Origin of the sequence: Halobacillus mangrovi (assembly GCF_002097535.1) — a bacterium.
Classification (GTDB): Bacteria; Bacillota; Bacilli; order Bacillales; family Halobacillaceae; genus Halobacillus; species Halobacillus mangrovi_A.
Map to the genome: position 1 here is coordinate 741,175 of NZ_CP020772.1, position 18,655 is coordinate 759,829.

Here is an 18,655-nt window from a genome sequence, read left to right on the forward strand (position 1 = left end):
GTGAGAAGAGATGTTTGATTCAATTGAAAAGGCGATTGAACGATTAAAACAAGGTAAATTAGTTATTGTTTGCGACGATGAAGATCGTGAAAACGAAGGTGATCTAGTAGGTATAGCAGAACATGCAAGTACTGAAATGATTAACTTTATGATTAAGTATGGAAGAGGACTTGTCTGTGCACCGATTACAGATAAACTCGCTCGTGATCTGGAACTGATGCCGATGGTGGATGATAACACAGATCCAAATAAGACTGCTTTTACTGTCAGTATTGATCATAAGGATACGACAACAGGAATATCAGCGGATGAACGTGCACTTACGATTCGGGAAATGTTGAACCCTGAATCAACAGCTGCTGATTTTAATAAACCTGGTCATATTTTCCCGCTGGTTGCTAAAGAAGGTGGAGTGCTGCGCCGGGCCGGTCATACAGAAGCATCCGTAGATTTAGCCAGATTAGCAGGTGCACGATCAGCTGGAGTTATTTGTGAAATTATTAAGGACGATGGAACGATGGCAAGAGTACCGGATTTAAGGAAAATGGCCGATGAATTTGACATTCCGATGATTACCATTGCGGATCTTATTCAATATCGCCACAAAAATGAGAATCACGTAAAGCGGGATGTAGAAGTGAAAATGCCTACAGAGTACGGAGACTTTCGCGCCATCGCTTTTACTAATGATATCGACTTTAAAGATCATGTGGCTCTTGTTAAAGGAGAGATTAACCCTGATGAACCAACGCTTGTTCGTGTTCATTCAGAATGTCTGACAGGTGATGTATTCGGCTCCTACCGCTGTGATTGTGGTCCTCAGCTTCATAATGCCTTGAGACAAATTTCTGAAAACGGAAGCGGGGTACTGCTTTACATGCGCCAGGAAGGCCGCGGAATCGGCTTAGTGAATAAACTCCGTGCTTATAAACTTCAAGAAGAAGGGCTGGACACAGTCGAAGCAAATGCAAAACTCGGCTTTGGACCGGATCTCCGTGATTATGGTGTCGGGGCTCAAATACTAAGAGATTTAGGAATCACTCAGCTGAAATTGCTGACAAATAATCCAAAGAAAATCTCCGGACTTGGCGGGTACGACTTAGAAGTCGTAGAGCGAGTACCTATCCAGATGAAATCACGCAAAGAAAATGAACAGTATCTAAGAACAAAACAATCGAAAATGGGGCATTTATTCCACTACTAGAAAGGGGACAGGAAAATGGTAAAAACATATGAAGGAAATCTAGTCGGAACAGGATTAAAAGTAGGGGTTGTCGTCGGCAGGTTCAACGACTTCATTACAAGCAAGCTTCATGGAGGAGCTCTGGATGCGCTCAAACGTCACGGTGTCGACCAAAAAGATATTGAGGTCGCTTATGTACCAGGCGCTTTTGAAATTCCGCTTGTAGCAGCAAAAATGGCGAACAGCGGAAAGTATGATGCGGTCATTACATTGGGGGCAGTGATCCGTGGTTCGACTCCACACTTCGATTATGTCTGTAATGAAGCAGCTAAAGGCGTATCACAAGCTTCCATGCAAAGCGGCATCCCTGTGATCTTTGGAGTTATTACTACAGATACGATTGAACAAGCAATAGAACGCGCAGGAACGAAAGCAGGAAACAAAGGCTGGGAAGCTGCAACAGGCGCCATTGAAATGGCTACCTTAATGAAGAATTTCGAATAAACCAAAGGAACTGCCGAGGGAATTGTCCCTTCGGCAGTTTTTTTGGTTTCAATTTGAAAAACCTTGCACCTCAGGTCATCCATAATCTGGATGACCTGAGGTGCAAGGTTTTTCCATTACCCGCCATTTACCTATTCAAAAGTGAGGGGAAGGGGGAGATTGGGCTACAATAGTTTATGTCCTTTGGTAAAAAGGAATGATGGAGATAGAGGAAGGTGATGATATGGCGACACGAGCCGTTTGGTTCCGCCGAGATTTACGACTGAACGATCACACAGCGCTTGCGAAAGCGCTAGAACATACAGGAGAAGACGATCAAATCTTTTTAATGTTCCACATTCACCCTGTGCTAAATGAAGAATTCACCGTCCGTCATGATTACTTCTTTCAAACCTTGGAGTCCCTCGTAAATGACTCGAAGAAACTTGGAGCACCGATACATTTTCTAGAAGGTGATTTGAAGGAAGCTTTTCAACACTTGATAGAAACAATTAATATCGATTCTATATACTTCAATATAGACGAGACAGGATTCGGCTGGAAACGAGACCAAGAAGTTCTTGAATTTTTCAAACAACAAAACATAAAGACCTGCACTTTTATGGATCACCATCTTCACGGGGCGAATGAAGTCACAAAAAAAGACGGGGGCTATTACAAGGTTTTTACTCCCTATTATAAGAGTTGGAAATCACTTCAGAAGCCGGCCGTTCAAAAAGTTGATTATGACTTACTTAAAAAGACCGCAGTCGATCAGACGTCTGTTTTTGGTACCGAAGCCTATGATTCTTTGATTTCAAAGACGAAGCATTCGTTCGAAGGTGTAGGGGAGCAAGACGCCGAAGAACGACTGGCTCAGTTTTTAGATGCTGCAATTTACGATTATGATAAAGAAAGAGACTTCCCTGCAATCGATGGAACGAGTCAAATGTCGAGATTTCTGCGTACGGGTGCCATTTCCATTAGAACGGTTTATCATCAAATTCACGAGGAAGTCGACTTCAGAAAAAATACAGAAGGCGCAGAAACTTATATTTCTGAACTTGCTTGGCGTGATTTTTATAATATGATCTATCATTTTTACCCGAACGCTTCAGACGAAGAAATGGTCGAGAAATATAAAGGCTTGCCGTGGAACAACGACGAAGATGTATTTGAACAGTGGAAAGAAGGGCAGACAGGATTTCCGCTTATCGATGCAGCGATGAGGCAGTTGAATGAAAGCGGCTGGATGCATAATCGTCTTAGAATGGCGGTGGCCTCTTTTCTAACGAAAGATTTGCTAATGGATTGGAGAAAAGGAGAACGCTACTTCGCTGAGAGGTTAATGGATTATGATCCGGCTTCTAATATTGGCGGTTGGCAATGGGCAGCTTCAACAGGCACAGATCCGGTTCCTTACTTTCGCGTGTTTAACCCGACTAGACAGTCAGAACGATTCGACCCTCATGGACGTTTTATAAAAGAGTGGATTCCAGAGCTTGAGAATGTACAGAAAAAATACATTCACGATCCAAGTAAAATGCCTGAGGAAGAACAGGAGAAAGTTGGCTGTATCATCGGCAAAGATTATCCTGGCCCTATAGTGAATCATAAAACGATGCGCGAACGTGCCATCGAAATGTTTAAAGAAGAAAAGTAAGCAACAGCGGTAGTTAGCCCCTGCTGCTTACTTTTTTAGTATGAAGGTTATGGAATATCTGAGCATATTCTACCTTCTAAATAATCTTGCAAGGACCTATAATTCTCTTCATGATGGGTGTCCACTGCGATCTTCTTCAGCTGCTCAAGCAAATAATAACAATCATTTTCATAAAGGTGACAGTTCTTAAAACCAAAAATAGTCTGGCTGGAAAATTCCCATAGTTCTTCATGAAAACGCGCGTCGATCGTTTTACTTAGTAGATGGACCATGCTCAATATCTCTGTAATAATGGCGGCATTTTGATTAGAGAATTCACGGATGTAGGCAAATCCCTTATGGAGAAAGTATCTGAAATCTTTCTGCATCAGAATCAGTCTCAATTCACAATTTTGGTCAAACAAGTAAGGGGAAAAATCTGATTTCATCACAATATTTTTAATCAAATCTGTAATTTGATGAAGTGTATTCGTAACTGTCAGTGGGTCATTATGCCCTAGAGCTTTGATCGCTACTTCAGAGAGTTTACTCAATCCGTATTCCAAATCCTGAATTTCTGTCTGCTTTAAGCCGATCTCCAGTGTTTTTAGATAGCGATCGGGATGAATGGTTTCCTCTGTGCCCCAATAGGTCAATAAGGGAGAACCGTCCAGGACAAATTCTCCTATCCGGACGTCAAAACGTAACAGAATGTCGTCCTCATTGGCTTTTTTTATTAATTTTGCAAAGTCAGCTACTTGCAAATAGCCGGATTGCTGGGCATAAATCGTTTTTCCTTCTCCTTTGGGCAGTTTGTTTTCGCTCACCTCGGATTGGCTGTGAAAGGGCTGCAATTCCTTTTCTAAGGATGAATGAATAGACTTCGATTTTACATTCAAATTGTGACTGATATTATGAACTTGCATCCAAGTGGTCGTATGGTTAATGAAATAGATGAACGTAATGGCCGCAAGAATAGCTGTCAAAATGGATAAAATTGGTGTTGCGACAATAAATTCTTCTTCTCCGTGCGTCACATAAAGGAAATTCAGCAATACATAGATGAAACAGCCATTAAAAATTCCCACCACGTGCTGGGTGGCCCGGTCACTGACGAAATTAACAAGCATCTTTGAAGAAAACTGGCCGCTGAACGTCGTCAATGCAACGAGCAAAGAGTTGATCGTAAACGCACTGAGTGTAAGGACACCGCCGACTAGTGCACTTAATAGCACTTGAAGTGTCGTTCCGCTGAACCCAATTCCGACAGGCAGGTAAAGGCTTATATCAATCTCGTAATCTAAGTAATAGGTGAAAATCGAAAGACAAACAGAACCGACAATATACCAGAATGGCATGAACCATAGCGTCGATTTCAATTCATTTTTTCGTTGTCGTCTGGACATCATCATATATTTTTTCAAATAATAAAGGATACTCATCTCGTTCACCAGTCTCTCTTGTAAATTTCTTCTTCCCTCCTTCCCCGAACATTTTCATCTCTAACCTTAAAATGAAAGATTAGCAAAAAAATAATGCCTAGTATCCAGGAAGAATGAACGCTATTGGTTATAACTAGGAATGCTGAAAATTTTGTGAAATAATAATGTTGGACTAACTAGTTTTGGAGGGTTGCAATTGACTACGCATCAAAAACAATTAGAAAAGTATGCAGATTTAGCACTTCAAAAAGGCGTGAATTTACAAAGAGGGCAAGGGTTGATCATCAACGCTCCGATTGAAGCGGCTGACCTTGTTCGTATTATTTCAGCAAAAGCCTATGGAAAAGGTGCAAAAAATGTTCATGTGGAATGGGGAGACGAGGTGCTCACCTATTTGAAAATGAAAAATGCACCTATGAAAGTACTAGAGAGTTTTCCAAAATGGAAAGCGGAAGGTCTTGAAGAAATGGTAGCTGATGGTTATGGTCTTCTTTCTGTGTATGGACCGAACCCTGATCTATTGAAAGATGTCGACTCTGAACGAGTGGCGAAAGCAAACAAAGCAAGTGCTGAAGCATTGACGAATTATCGTGACTACATCATGAACGATAAAACAACTTGGAGCATTATTGCTTATCCTCAACAGGCTTGGGCGGAAAAAGTTTTTCCAGAAGCTTCTTCAGAACAGGCAAAAAATGAGTTATGGAAGCAGATCTTCCATATCACTCGAATTGAGCAGGAAGACCCGATCAAAGCCTGGGAGGAGCACAATGAAAAGCTGCGCCAGGCAAGAGAATATCTGAATGAAAAACAGTACAAAAAGCTGCATTACAAAGCGCCTGGCACAGAGTTGTCCATTGAACTTGTAGACGACCATATTTGGCACGGTGGCTCTACCGAATCAGTTGACGGCGTAGAATTCAATCCGAACATGCCGACAGAAGAAGTATTTACTATGCCTCATAAATACGGCATCCAAGGCAAAGTTTCGAGTACAAAACCGTTGAACTACGGCGGGAATTTGATTGAGAACTTTACACTAACGTTTGAAGACGGAAAAGTCGTTGACTATTCAGCAGAAGCTGGTGAAGATACATTGAAGCATTTATTGGAGACAGATGAAGGGGCGAAGCGTCTAGGAGAAGTTGCGCTCGTGCCGAATGAATCTCCGATCTCCCAATCAGGACACATTTTTTTCAATACCCTTTATGACGAAAATGCTTCCTGTCACTTAGCACTAGGAAAAGCTTATCCAACGAACATCAAAGATGGCTCCTCCTTCAGTAAAGAGCAAATGGACGAGCACGGGGTGAACGATAGTCTAATTCACGAAGATTTTATGATGGGATCTGCAGAGCTTGATATTGACGGGGAAACAAAAGATGGAGAATTTGAACCCATTTTCCGTAAAGGATCCTGGGCAATTGATTTTGAATAAAAGGGATACTCCTTTATGCATAAGCATAAGGGAGTTTTTCTTCTTAATTAGATATATAAAATCCTGCTGTGCATACTTTTGTCTAATCAACCCGTCCTGTGGAAGGAAATCCATCTTCCTCCAGTCGTTTTGCTTTTGCGTTTCGGGTCCCGGGCACTTGCGCTTTTCCTCTTTATTTACAGCATGAAAACACTACGTGACAAAATGGTTACAGTTTATTTAAAATGAGATAAAACGTACATAAGAAGGGTATATTTATGTTAAATAAGTAAGAGGAAGTCATTTAACTGAAGTGCAATTTATATTGAAAACGATAAAGGGTGAATAGAAATGAAGCGGGACGCTTTTTTTGATAACGCCAAATTGATGCTCATATTTTTAGTGGTCTTCGGCCATATGATTCAACCGTTCACGGATGGCTCTAGACCGATGTACACCCTCTATACTTGGATTTATACTTTTCATATGCCTGCGTTTATTTTTCTGGCAGGCTTCTTTGCCAAAGGTTCGGGACATAAAGATTACATTCTGAACTTGGCTAAAAAATTGATTCTCCCATATTTGATCTTTCAACTAGTTTACACGGGATACTTTTTCTTTATAGGAAAAGATGGATGGCTAAGTGGGCCATTTTATCCTCATTGGTCATTATGGTTCTTATTTAGTTTGTTCTGTTGGCATATCCTGTTGTACTGGTTCAAGAAAATTCCTCCGATTATCGGGCTTGCAATTGCCGTAGAGGTTGGAATTGTGATCGGATATGTAAGTGATATTGGACACAATTTTAGCCTGTCACGAACATTCGTATTCTTTCCGTTCTTCCTGGCAGGGTATTGGCTAACAAAAGAACAGGTACAAAAGTGGAGAACAAGACGTTTGAAAGAAGTAAGCCTAGTATTTATGACTGTGATTGCAGGTTTAATCGCTGCCTTTCCTGAATTCAGCTCAGGATGGCTGCTTGGCTCGAAATCGTATGAAGTACTAGGAAGTCCTGAAATGGGAGGACTGTTCCGTCTTGGCGTCTATATACTAGCTGGCCTCATGACCATTAGTGTATTGGCATGGGTACCAAGCAAGGAATATAAATTCACCTATTTAGGTGGAAAAACGCTATACGTTTACCTGTTGCACGGTTTCTTTATCCAGTTTTTCAGAGAAGCTGGCTGGTTTAAAGTTAATACAATTCTTGATGTGGTCGGGTTAGCAATTGTATCGGCTGCCATCGTTTACTTGCTATCAAGCAGTGCAATTCAAACACTGACTCAGCCTGTTATTGAAGGTCGGACACAGTTACTGAAGAAATGGTGGCAAAGACTTTCTGAAAAAAATTCAACCTTACAATCATAAAAGAAAAGCGTGAGCTAAAAATGGCTCACGCTTTTTTCTATGTGAAAGATATAACCTATATTTTCCGACCGAGGAGGCTCAGCTTCCGCCCACGAAAAGCGAGCCGTTTCACTGACGCCTTTATACTAATTTTAATAACGAAACCATCCATTTTAACTGAATACTCCTAACCAAGAATATCAACTAAAAAATTTAATATAATGATTCAAAAAGGAGGAGCTTTAATGAACGTCAAATCGATGATGAACTGTTCCTTTCAAGATGCCATGAAAGCCTGGAATGAGGGATTCCAAGATTACACCGTTGACCTCACTATGAATGTAGAGAGATTTATAAAAATGATGAGCACAAAACGACTTTCGCCTGAGTATTCGGTTTTAGCTTATGACGAAGGAAAACCAGTTGGTATTATACTCAACAGTATCCAGCCACTACAAGGAATCCAAAGCGCTTATAATGGAGGAACCGCTGTCCATCCTGATTACCGTAACCTGGGCGTAGGGCAAAGACTAATCGAAGCTTCGCTAAGTGTTTATGAAAAAGAGAAGGTGGCCAAAGCGAGTTTGGAAGCCATCTCTACGAACAACCCAGCGATCCAGCTTTACAAAAACAATGGGTACATAATAAAAGACCATCTAGATACCATTGAATTAGATAAAGCTACGTTTAAGCAGGAGCGCGATCTAACGTTGAAACTTGTCGCGCATGAGGACTGCAAAAAAGACATATCTCAATACTTTCAAGGAATGCCCTGGCAAAACTCGGTTGACTTTATTGATGAAAGAGAACTATATCAATTCTCGCTGGGAAGACAAGCTGCAGGCTATGCACTATTATCAAGAAATAGGGATCGGTTGACTTTATTTCATTTACAAGCCGTTAGAAAAGATAAAAGTGTATATGAACGAATGTTAAGAGCATTGGTCCATCAATTCAAAGAGTACAGAGTTGTAGCCTTCAACACACCTCAGTCATATGAAGTGAACGAAGTGTACCATAAGCATGCTTCACAGAAACTGGTCGAACAAGTATGGATGGAAAGATCCTAATAAAAAATGGGTAAAATTCGAGCCATAGCCAATAATAGGAGGGAGATCGGATAGGAGTGTGATTGGGCATGAGCAAAAAAATACTTATGGTAGTAACAAATGCAGATAAGCTTGAACAACACGATACAGGTCTATGGCTTTCAGAGTTCGTAGAACCGGCTACTGAGTTCAAAGAGGCTGGCTTTGAGGTGACGGCCGCCAGTATGAACGGTGGAAGAATACCGATTGATCCTAACAGCTACAGTAATGAACTGCCGAGAGTTTGGGATGGAGTTATGGAACCCATTCATGATACGCCGCGTTTATCAGAAATCAACCCAGAGGAATATGATGGGATATTCTTTTGCGGAGGGCACGGGACGATGGTGGACTTCCCAGATAACGACACGATAGAGGAGATCCTCAGACACTTTATAACAGAGAATAAGCTGATCAGTTCCGTCTGTCACGGTCCATCAGGTTTTATAGGAGTCACAGATCACAATGATCAGCCTTTTGTGAAAGGGAGAAAAATGACTGGCTTCACGAACGAGGAAGAAAAACAGACAGGTCTTGAATCCGTTGTACCTTTTTCTATGGAAGATCGACTTCGAGAAGAAGGAGCTGTATTTGAAACGGGTGAAGCGTTTAAAGATCATGTCGTTGTTGAGCGGAATCTCGTTACAGGGCAGAACCCTCAATCGAGTTTGAGTACAGCACAGGTGGTCATTGAGCAATTTAAAACCGCTAAGCCCGAGTAATTCTGGCTTAGCGGTTTTAACATTTTTATTCGGATTATTAATTCTCTTATCTTAAAAAAGAAGGTGAGCAACAAGCGTGATAATCGGCAGCGTAATAATCGTACGCTCAAGGAAGATAATAAATAAATCCTTTAAGTTAACAGGGACTTTAGACCCTAGAAGCAGACCGCCGACTTCAGACATATAAATTAATTGAGTAACAGATAGACAAGCGATGATAAATCGCGTCATTTCACTTTCAATGGATGCCCCGATAAGAGCCGGAAGGAACATATCCGCAAAACCGACAAGAATGGTTTCAGATGCTTCCTGAGCGTAAGGAACTTGCATGAGCTCAAGTAGTGGGATGAACGGTGTGCCTAGCCATGAGAAAAATGGTGTGAACTCAGCAATGACTAGCGCTATTGTACCTAGCGCCATAACGATTGGGGCCACGCCCATCCACATATCGAGAATGTTTTGTCCACCTTGCTTGAAAAATTCTTTTACTCCGGTCGATTTGCTGCCTTGTTCTACAGCCTTTGCATATCCATAAGTGAATACGTTGTGGTGACCGGGAACTTCTTCATTGTCATCGTCCGCTTCTTCGGTAACATATGTGTTCGCCTTTCGAGAAAGCGGTGGAATTCGCGGCATAATTAAAGCAGCAACAAAGCCAGCCAATGCCACAGTTAGATAAAAGGGAATAAACATGTCTGCTAGTCCGACTTCTGTGATAACCACTAAACTGAACGTAATAGAAACAACAGAAAAGGTTGTTCCAATGACAGCTGCTTCACGTTTTGTATAATAGCCTTCTTCATATTGCTTACTCGTTAATAGAACTCCGATCGTTCCGTCTCCTAACCAAGAGGCCAGGGAATCAATGGAGGACCGTCCTGGCAGCTTGAAGAGAGGACGCATGATTTTTGTCAAGACAACCCCGAACAGTTCGAGTAAACCGAAATTCAACAACAGAGGTAAAAATAATCCGGCGAAAAGGAAAACGGCAAAAAGTACATGCAGAAGCGAATCTAACAATAATCCACCGGTATTCTCCGAGGTGATTGCCTCCGGTCCAATTTGGAAATAGACCATGATAGAAAAAATCATTCCCAGGACACGTGTTACCACCCATACAGGAGGAACATTAAATAAGGATTTGAAAAATGGGTTGTTGTTCAGACTCTCAGCACCAACGAATTTAACCCAAATCGTACCGATAGCTGTGATGGTAATGATGATTGTCATAATCAGAGAAAGCTGACCTGCCAACCATGTTTCTACCCATCCGGCTAGAATGGCGATAGGGATAGTAACGGAACCATCATCCCCTATAATTGGGTACATGAATAAGAAGACACCAATTAAGGATGGGATGATAAATCTTAAATGCGATGATAGTTTAAAATCTCTAGCTTTCATCCAGAACATCTCTCCTGACTCTCTCTATTTTTATTTATAAAAAAATAAGAATAAATATGCAACATTATTTATTTTAGTATGTTTTTCAACAAAATCCAATAGGAATTTTGAATGTTTGCGCTTTCTCATGTTTATTCGACTTTAATAAAAGGAATTCCTGCCTATACTATGAGATTTGTCTGATAGGAAAAAGGAGTGCTGTTGGTGAATGATTTTCCTGTTCCAAGAGTCGTAGTCAGTCGATGTTTAGAGTTTGGGGAAGTAAGATATAACGGGGCTGTGATACCTGATAAAGCCGTTCAGCGAATGCGTCCTTATGTGGAGTTCATTCCTATTTGTCCTGAAGTGGAGATCGGACTAGGTGTGCCCAGGGATGTCATACGTATTGTAGAGGGAGAAGAGAAGCAGTTAATTCAACCGAAAACAGGTGAAGACCTTACTGCGGAAATGAAGAATTTTTCAAAAGGATTCTTAAGCCAATTATCAGATGTGGACGGATTTTTATTGAAGAACCGTTCGCCCACATGTGGAATGCATGATGTAAAGGTGTACCAGAGTGAAAAGAACTCTCAAGTTGTCGGTAAGACTACTGGCCTGTTTGCTAATGAAATTCTCCGCCAATTTGGTGAACTGGCAATCGAAGAGGAAGGACGGTTAAAGAATTTCACGCTGCGTCATCATTTTCTCACGAAGTTGTTCACCTTAGCTTCTTTTAGACAAGTGAAAAAGCAGGGAAGTATGCAGAACCTGCAAGCTTTTCACTCTAGAAACAAATATCTATTCATGGCTTATCATCCAGGTATTCTGAAACAAATGGGGAGGATTATTGCCAACCATAATCATAGTGACTTCAGCGAAGTGATTGAATATTATAAAGAGCGTCTTTACAAGCTGCTGGATAAGCCAGCAAAGCCAACTGCCCATGTGAATGTCTGCCAGCATATGGCCGGTTATTTTAAGAAAGAGTTGAGCCCTAAAGAAAAAGAAGGGTTCCAATCCCTTCTTAAACAATATACTGAAGAAAAGGTTCCTTTAAGTGCTGTCCTGAGCGTGCTTCGTTCGTGGGTAGACCGATTTGATAATTCTTACTTGCAGAAGCAGACCTATTTTGAACCATATCCGCTCGAACTCGTAGAAATCTCAGACTCAGGAAAGGGCAGGGCTTATTCCTGAGTCTATCCTACGTATCTTTTTAAAATACTGTCTACACTGGAACCATAACTTTCACCGAACATATTTAAATGGACGAGCAAGTAAAAAAGCTGGTAAAGAGATTTTATATCTTCATAGTGGTCGGATAGAGGAAACTGTTCTTTATACTGTTCGTAAAATCTGTTAGGAAATCCACCAAAAAGTTCAGTGAAGGCTATTTCGAAAGCGTGATCTCCATATAGAACAGATGGATCAATTAAATAAGGTTCATCATCTTCCCCTGTCCTCCAGTTTCCTCCCCATAAATCTCCATGCAAGAGAGAGGCCTCTGGGTGTGCGGGGACCCATTCTTCCAAACGATCTAAGAGCTTTTCGAGCCTTTCCTGGCGTATTTTTGGCATGCGATTTAAGGATTTAGCATAATCCATCTGCTTTTTTAATCGATAGGTACGGTAATAGTCGACCCAAGAAGAGGTCCAAGCGTTAGGCTGATCGAGCGTGCCGACAAAAGTCGGGGAGCCGTAGCCATATTTTTGTGCGGTTTGCTGATGCATTTGTGCAAGGTTTTGCCCCAGTAGTTCAGAGACATCCTTGCGGCCCGGATTGATCCAATCCATAGCAATCATTGCTTCCTCGCCATTTTCCGGTTCATCATAATGATAGACAGAGGGCACTTTTATGGTGTTGGTATCTTTTATTAATTGCAACCCTTGCGCTTCTGCCCGGAAGAAGTGGGAAGGAACCTGTTCATTTCCTTTCATAAAATACTGATGATTTATTGTCTCTACATAAAAAGAGCGGTTAATGTCTCCACCGCTGACTTGCTTGACTTCTTTGATAGCAGAATGATCTTGTATTTTGTGAAGCGTGCGCTGGATCATCTCTTCCATAAAAGGAAAGTCCTCCTTGCTGAATCTTATTTCTATAGTTCTCCATACCCTTACTATTTGCTTCAAACCATTTTGTTTAATCAAGTTCTATTAGAATAAACCATTCTATTCATGAAAATCAGTTTCGAGACTTAATGTGATTGATGGGGTGGATGAAGAAACGAATCGCTTTCCGTGGGCATGTGCTGAGCCTCCTCAGACTTCGTCTTTCGGCATCTCATCTAATATGTTCATCCCACAGGAGTCTCGCAATTTCACGGACCTCCTTACGTTATTAGAAGAACGGAAACAAGATATGGCGTTCAGATTACACACTCTCTGCGTTTCTCTACCTTCGGATTAGGGGGGGGGAAAACTGCGAGACTCCCGCGGGAGAAGGGAGTAGGCGAGATCCCACAGGGCGCAGCCCGAGGAAGCTCGCCGGTTCCCCCGCAGGAAAGCGAGTGGTTTTCAATCCCCCCTGACTCTTATAAGTCAACGCCCCTAAAAATCTCGAAATCAAGTCTTCAAGAATCCTCCTATTATTAGGACTAAAATCGAATAAAAATCTAATATCACCACACTTAACAGCGCCTAATGAAAAGGTGTGTTAGCTGATGCTTTTTGGAATTGCTTTTGATACGCATAGATCGTGTTGATTTCTCTAAAGCCGAATTGTTTATACAATTTCTCGGCTTCTTTATTCTGAGTCCGTACCGAGATAGTCACCACGTCTAAATCGAGAGCATGGAACGCATATTGAAGAGCATGTTCAATCAATGTAGATCCGATTCCAGCTCCTCGCTCTCCAGCTCCTACATTAACAAAGCATATTTCCGCTTCATGCCCAGGCAGGATGGTTTCCATATAAATATAGCCAGCAAGATCACCGTTCTTCTGAAACCCCCATAAATAATTTCCTTCTTCATTAGCGAGTCTGACCATCTCCTCAGTGGTATAGTAGGCCCCGGAAGGATGAAGCAAGGATAAGCGATCCATGTCATCCATATGCAAGTCTACGATGGACTGACTTTTATTGGTAGATGGCTGAAAGAGAGAATGATGAGCAGCAAGTGTCTTTTCGATATTATAAAGCTCGAAATCGTGTCGATCTGCAAAGGTCACGAGCTCTTTGTTGCTCTCAAAGCAAGCCACTTTTACCGCATCAAAATGAAGCTGAACAGTCAAAGAGACCTTATCCCATAACTTTTCAATTACTTTTTCAGGCTCTTTTTGTGCAAAGGGCCCTAACAACCGGCAAAGTTTCTGATCAAAAAATGGCAAAATGCCGAGAAATCCAATGATGTTTTCTCCTTCCCAGGCGACATAGGCAAGGGGTTCTTTAAATTGTGTCAGCGTCCATATCTGTTCGAAAATCTCATTCGGGTCAGAGGCAAGCCACGCTACATAATGGTCATCCTGTTCGTTCATATGGTAAAGCCAATTCGCAACGGTATGTAAATCTTTGACTTCCAACTCATTTATAAACATAGCATCACCTTTTCGTTTTAAACAAATCATGACATAAGAGAGAAGAAGGGTGCAAGCGCTAGGCAATTGAATAGAAGACAGCCAATAATATTGGCTGCCTTCTCTGTCAATTATTTATTCTTCTTATCATCATGTTTGTATTTGACTTCATATTCAAAAGACATAGGATTTAAGTTGTCTTGAGGGGCAGCATAATAAGTTGTCATATAGGTTTTCCCTTGACGGAAGGTTTGTTCTAAGTCCAGGGCGTCCTCATGTGTAATGTTGAACGGATCAACTTCAATCACTTGATATCCACCGTTGTCTTTTTCTTTAATGAACGTTACTCCATAATTTACGTATTCTTTAAGCAGTTCCGCTTTAGACATGAATGGCTCTTTAGTAGAACCGTCAAAGCTTAGTCCGATTTCAGGAACTTCAATGTTATCAATGAACCAGCCTGCATCGTTGTAACCCCAGTCTGTCAGGTAGCGGAAGGAGATGTGAACCTCTTGTCCTGCGTACTCAGAAAGATCGAAGGTTTCAGATTGGTAGTCATCAAAGTGCCCCGTAAATCCAGGAACGTTTTCTTTAATCTTTGGATAACCCTGGTCTACGACATCTGTGCGCGTATTTTCATTGGAAAGGGAAGTCCAAGTTTGGCCATCATCCGTAGAAACTTGTACGACGCCATAATCCCAGCTTTCCTCAATATCAACAAAATGGTCGAAGTTAAGCGTGGCTTCCTCAACATTCGTCAAGTCAGCTTTGAAAATAAGATTGTTATCTAACTCATCTCCTTCTCCTCCCCAGAGAACTTCATTTTCTGAGCCAAGTGGATCCTGAACAGATTCCCAGATATTCTGTGCAAAGTTCTGGCCATTAAAACTTAAGGTTTCAACTTTATCGTCTGGAGTGAAGTTGAATTCTTTAAAGTCCGTTCCCCAGGCCGGCACGCCTTCTTTTTCATACGTTTTCGCTTTTTCAAAGTTTACGGTAAAACCTCGTTCTCCATCTCCAGTCGGCAAATTACGCAAGTCGATGTTTTGGAATCCGTATTTACCTTCTTTAAATTGATCATCATCTACTACCAAAGCGGTTGAGAAGTCCTGATAAACTTCGTTGAATGTTACATTAAATCCAAACTCTTTATAAGCATTTTCATAACTTTGGATACTATTGAGTTCATTTTTAGCTACATAGCGGATGAACTCTTTTCCAAAACGCTCGTAGTTATATAGGGTGAACAATTGTACGAGTCCATAATCGGCAATGGTTTCTGGGCCCGTTTGAGCATCCACATGCTCATCCCAGTTTATTAAGGAGTTTTCCGGGTGATCTAACAAGAAGTTGATTGATCCTGAATCAAGTCCATAGCCGCCTAGATACTCAGAGAACGTAGACATTCCTTCGTTTACCCAGGATGTTTCATCACCATCGTTGTCAGCGTGAATCAAATGCTGCAATTCATGAATGGTTGTACCAAAAAAAGTATTCTCTAAACGGGTATCCCAGTCACGAGAGTCGATGGTTACGATGTTTCGATCCATATAATTTTCAAGTGTCTGCCAGAAGAAACCAGCAACGAAGAAAGGATATTCCGGGTCATTATAGTTTTCATCTTTAATGTTATCAATTAGAAGGATGACGTTATCACCATCCCCTTCGTAATAACCTTCTGGTACATATCCGAATTCTTCGAGGAGGGAGTCTGTCCCATCTAGAGAATCAGGAGAGCCGAAGAATTCGGTAGCTGCAGGATAAATATTTGCATCAAATTCAGTGGCCAGCTTGTCAACCTGTTCTTGGTTAATTTGGTGAGCTTCACGAGGATCTCCTTCAGGGAAGGCCAGGTCATTTGCAACCCAAACCTCTACGTGCTCTCCTACACTTCTTAGAGTGAACTCCTTAAATTCAAGATCCCGATTGAGGAATTGTTTCGTGCCTCCGTCATAAGTAAAGGCTCCATCGCTGCTGGAAGAGTTAGCTGTTTCTTCACTGTCAAAAGTTACACCATCAGCATTTTGTTTGATCTTTTGTTTGGCTTCTTTCTGGAACTCTTCGCTTTCGGATTGTTTTTCTAATTTGCCATCAATGTCGATTCGGTCACCGTATCGTTCGACATTCCAATTTTCATACGTAGAACTCGCGTGGACGTCTGGAGTAGCGGTTGGGGCTAGGAGTGATAAAGATAGTGCGCCTGCAGATAGTAAAGCGGTTAATTTGTTACCTTTCAAATAAACGACCTCCTTGAAAAAATATGTAAAAACCTACATCTCCTATTATGTAGAAAATTGTGAATATTTTGAATGGTATTTTAGAATTGTTTTATAGAAAGTTTCGTGAATCGAAAGAACATCGAGGTGTCTTTAGACATGCGTAAAAAGTCACTCAAGAAAATTATATGATTGATTTATAAAGGGAAGGGTAAAAGAAATAGATGAAAGGAAGGGGGGAGTGAGCCATGGGTAAACGATGGAAATACATATCAATTTATCGCATTACCGTCATTGTATGGATGTCTTTAAAATTCTTGTTACAAATATTCTGGTTTCAGAAAAGGCACAGAATTTGGGATCAAACCACAAAAGATAAATGGGAGGATATGCTCGAACGCCAGGCCGAGGAGTACCGAAAAAAAGCAGTTTCTCTGGGAGGCTTGCTCATCAAGTTCGGACAGTTTTTAAGTTCGCGAGGAGACTTGCTTCCTCACTCCTTCATTAAAGAGTTAGAAGGTCTAGTCGATCGAGTAGAGCCTGTTCCTTTTTCCAAATCGAGAGAAACGATAGAAGAGGACTGGAATTCGCCAATAGAGGAATTTTTGTCCCATATCGAAGAAAATTCTGTGGCTTCTGCCTCTATAGGGGAAGTTTATAAAGCTAAGTTGAAAGATGGGACACCAGTTGCCGTAAAGGTACAGAGGTACAGAGTGAGAGATATTTTTCGGATGGACTTCAAAGCATTACGGATCGTATTTTGGATGGTCGATCGTTTTACCAAGTTCGGGAAGAAAGCAGACCTTCCAGCTTTATATCGGGAAGTGGTTCGAGTGATCAGCAATGAGCTGGATTTTACCATGGAACTCGATAATGGGCTGCATTTCAAAAAGAGATTTCAAGAATTTCCGAATGTCTATATCCCTGATTATTACTCTAATCTTTCTACGAAAAGGGTATTAGTTATGGAATGGATCGAAGGGGAAAAAATTACGGATTTATCTTTCATTAAAAGAAATGAGATTGATCGAGAACGAATAGCAAAGACATTATTTGATTTGTGTGTGGAACAATTTCTTTATTCAGGCATGTTTCATTCTGATCCTCACCCAGGAAATTTGATGTTGAAAGCAGATGGCACCATTGTCGTCATCGACTTTGGTATGGTTGGTGAGATTAAGAATGAAGATGCCAATTCAATTCGGACGATGATTCAAGGGTTTATTCTTGATGACTATGATCGTGTTATAGAAGCTCTGCAGGAAATGGACTTTCTTCTGCCTCAAGCAGATACTGAAAAAGTAAAGAAATTAATGAAGCAGACGACCGACATGTACTTGGAAGGGAACTTTGACAAGCTGGATGCGCATATGATGAATGATATGCTTAGCGATTTGCAGCAATTTGTCAAAGAACAGCCGATCCAGCTTCCGGCAGATTATGCGTTCTTAGGTCGAGCTACATCCATTATCGTTGGTGTACTAAGTACTGTCTACCCACAGATCGACCTGATCCAATGGGGCCGTCCTGTGATCAAGGAATGGATGTCAGGGGAGGACTCGAGCTTTTCTATTTATAAGGAAGTGGCAAAAGAGACAGCTCGACCTTTGCTATCGTTGCCTCGCGCTCTTATTGAGTATTTAGAAGATGGCGATAAGGAAAGAGAATGGAAAAGTTATCATCAGAAAAACCAGCTGTTTCATCAATTTTATCTTTTTTACGCTTTCTTATCTTTCCTACTGATGATGACAGGTTTTGTGATCCTATATTTCACTTATTTATCACCTGTCATTCCGTATCCGTGGATCGGAACTACTGTTTCAGTTGTTGGCTTTGTTGGATTTTTGCTTTGTATCGTCAGTCATCTCCGGATGATCAGACGAGTCCATCACAATAGGAGGAATGAAGGATGAATGACTTATTGAAGAAAGGTTTTTATTTAGGTCTAGGTGCAGCCGTCAGTGGAAAGGAAAAATTCGAAAAGATGGTAGAGGACATGGTGAACCGGAAAGAAATCTCACCTTCTCAAGCAAAATCCCTCATGCAATCATGGATTAACAAAGGAGAAAATGTCGATATAGATTGGGCAGATCAAGCGAAAGCGAAAGTGCAGGACAGAATGAAAGGGCTTGGGTTTGTGTCGAAAAAAGAATACGAAATTTTGGAAGCTCGCGTACAGCGATTGGAAAAGATACTCGACCAGCAAAGGTGATGAAATCC

Annotated in this window: 15 protein-coding genes; 10 read left to right on the top strand and 5 right to left on the bottom strand. The window is 41.3% G+C overall.

What is annotated here, in order from left to right:
• Positions 1 to 10 precede the first annotated feature (10 nt).
• The 3 genes from HM131_RS03720 (at position 11) to HM131_RS03730 (ending at position 3,329) form a co-directional block, all read left to right on the top strand.
• A complete protein-coding gene (locus HM131_RS03720; RefSeq protein WP_085028072.1) occupies positions 11 to 1,204 on the top strand; it encodes a bifunctional 3,4-dihydroxy-2-butanone-4-phosphate synthase/GTP cyclohydrolase II in 1,194 nt (397 codons plus the stop codon).
• Positions 1,205 to 1,219: 15 nt separating this feature from the next.
• A complete protein-coding gene (ribH, locus tag HM131_RS03725) occupies positions 1,220 to 1,687 on the top strand; it encodes a 6,7-dimethyl-8-ribityllumazine synthase (protein WP_085028074.1) in 468 nt (155 codons plus the stop codon).
• A 223-nt stretch (positions 1,688 to 1,910) separates the two neighbouring features.
• Positions 1,911 to 3,329 carry a cryptochrome/photolyase family protein gene (locus HM131_RS03730; protein ID WP_085028076.1) on the top strand — a complete coding sequence of 473 codons (1,419 nt, stop codon included), beginning with the start codon at positions 1,911 to 1,913 and terminating at the stop codon, positions 3,327 to 3,329.
• Positions 3,330 to 3,376: 47 nt separating this feature from the next.
• Here the strand turns inward: HM131_RS03730 and HM131_RS03735 are convergent, their stop codons facing one another.
• Complete coding sequence (locus HM131_RS03735; protein WP_232324925.1) at positions 3,377 to 4,750, bottom strand: DUF2254 domain-containing protein; 1,374 nt, start codon at positions 4,748 to 4,750, stop codon at positions 3,377 to 3,379.
• Between the two features lie 196 nt (positions 4,751 to 4,946).
• Here HM131_RS03735 and HM131_RS03740 point away from each other — a divergent pair, with 196 nt between their 5' ends.
• The 4 genes from HM131_RS03740 (at position 4,947) to HM131_RS03755 (ending at position 9,324) form a co-directional block, all read left to right on the top strand.
• Positions 4,947 to 6,188: an aminopeptidase gene (locus HM131_RS03740; protein WP_085028079.1), complete on the top strand. Its 1,242-nt coding sequence runs from the start codon at positions 4,947 to 4,949 to the stop codon at positions 6,186 to 6,188.
• A gap of 330 nt (positions 6,189 to 6,518) precedes the next feature.
• Positions 6,519 to 7,535, top strand: a complete 1,017-nt coding sequence (locus HM131_RS03745) for an acyltransferase family protein (protein WP_085028082.1) — start codon at positions 6,519 to 6,521, stop codon at positions 7,533 to 7,535.
• Between the two features lie 224 nt (positions 7,536 to 7,759).
• Positions 7,760 to 8,584, top strand: a complete 825-nt coding sequence (locus HM131_RS03750; protein WP_198162712.1) for a GNAT family N-acetyltransferase — start codon at positions 7,760 to 7,762, stop codon at positions 8,582 to 8,584.
• Positions 8,585 to 8,652: 68 nt separating this feature from the next.
• Complete coding sequence (locus HM131_RS03755; RefSeq protein WP_085028085.1) at positions 8,653 to 9,324, top strand: type 1 glutamine amidotransferase domain-containing protein; 672 nt, start codon at positions 8,653 to 8,655, stop codon at positions 9,322 to 9,324.
• A gap of 51 nt (positions 9,325 to 9,375) precedes the next feature.
• Here HM131_RS03755 and HM131_RS03760 read toward each other — a convergent pair whose 3' ends face one another.
• Positions 9,376 to 10,728, bottom strand: a complete 1,353-nt coding sequence (locus HM131_RS03760) for a YjiH family protein (RefSeq protein ID WP_085028087.1) — start codon at positions 10,726 to 10,728, stop codon at positions 9,376 to 9,378.
• Positions 10,729 to 10,932: 204 nt separating this feature from the next.
• On the opposite strand from HM131_RS03760, the gene HM131_RS03765 reads away from it, so the two are divergent.
• Complete coding sequence (locus tag HM131_RS03765; protein ID WP_085028089.1) at positions 10,933 to 11,901, top strand: YbgA family protein; 969 nt, start codon at positions 10,933 to 10,935, stop codon at positions 11,899 to 11,901.
• 2 nt (positions 11,902 to 11,903) lie between these two features.
• Here the strand turns inward: HM131_RS03765 and HM131_RS03770 are convergent, their stop codons facing one another.
• The 3 genes from HM131_RS03770 to HM131_RS03780 all read right to left on the bottom strand — a co-directional run bounded on the left by HM131_RS03770 (position 11,904) and on the right by HM131_RS03780 (position 16,456).
• Positions 11,904 to 12,770: a fructosamine kinase family protein gene (locus HM131_RS03770; RefSeq protein WP_085028091.1), complete on the bottom strand. Its 867-nt coding sequence runs from the start codon at positions 12,768 to 12,770 to the stop codon at positions 11,904 to 11,906.
• A gap of 573 nt (positions 12,771 to 13,343) precedes the next feature.
• Complete coding sequence (locus HM131_RS03775; protein WP_085028093.1) at positions 13,344 to 14,240, bottom strand: GNAT family N-acetyltransferase; 897 nt, start codon at positions 14,238 to 14,240, stop codon at positions 13,344 to 13,346.
• Positions 14,241 to 14,350: 110 nt separating this feature from the next.
• Positions 14,351 to 16,456, bottom strand: a complete 2,106-nt coding sequence (locus HM131_RS03780) for an immune inhibitor A domain-containing protein (RefSeq protein ID WP_085028095.1) — start codon at positions 16,454 to 16,456, stop codon at positions 14,351 to 14,353.
• 227 nt (positions 16,457 to 16,683) lie between these two features.
• On the opposite strand from HM131_RS03780, the gene HM131_RS03785 reads away from it, so the two are divergent.
• Together HM131_RS03785 and HM131_RS03790 are read left to right on the top strand one after the other, a co-directional pair.
• Complete coding sequence (locus HM131_RS03785; protein ID WP_085028097.1) at positions 16,684 to 18,348, top strand: ABC1 kinase family protein; 1,665 nt, start codon at positions 16,684 to 16,686, stop codon at positions 18,346 to 18,348.
• Complete coding sequence (locus HM131_RS03790; RefSeq protein ID WP_085028099.1) at positions 18,345 to 18,647, top strand: phasin family protein; 303 nt, start codon at positions 18,345 to 18,347, stop codon at positions 18,645 to 18,647. Before HM131_RS03785 ends, HM131_RS03790 begins: the two co-directional genes overlap by 4 nt.
• The last annotated feature ends 8 nt before the right edge of the window (positions 18,648 to 18,655 follow it).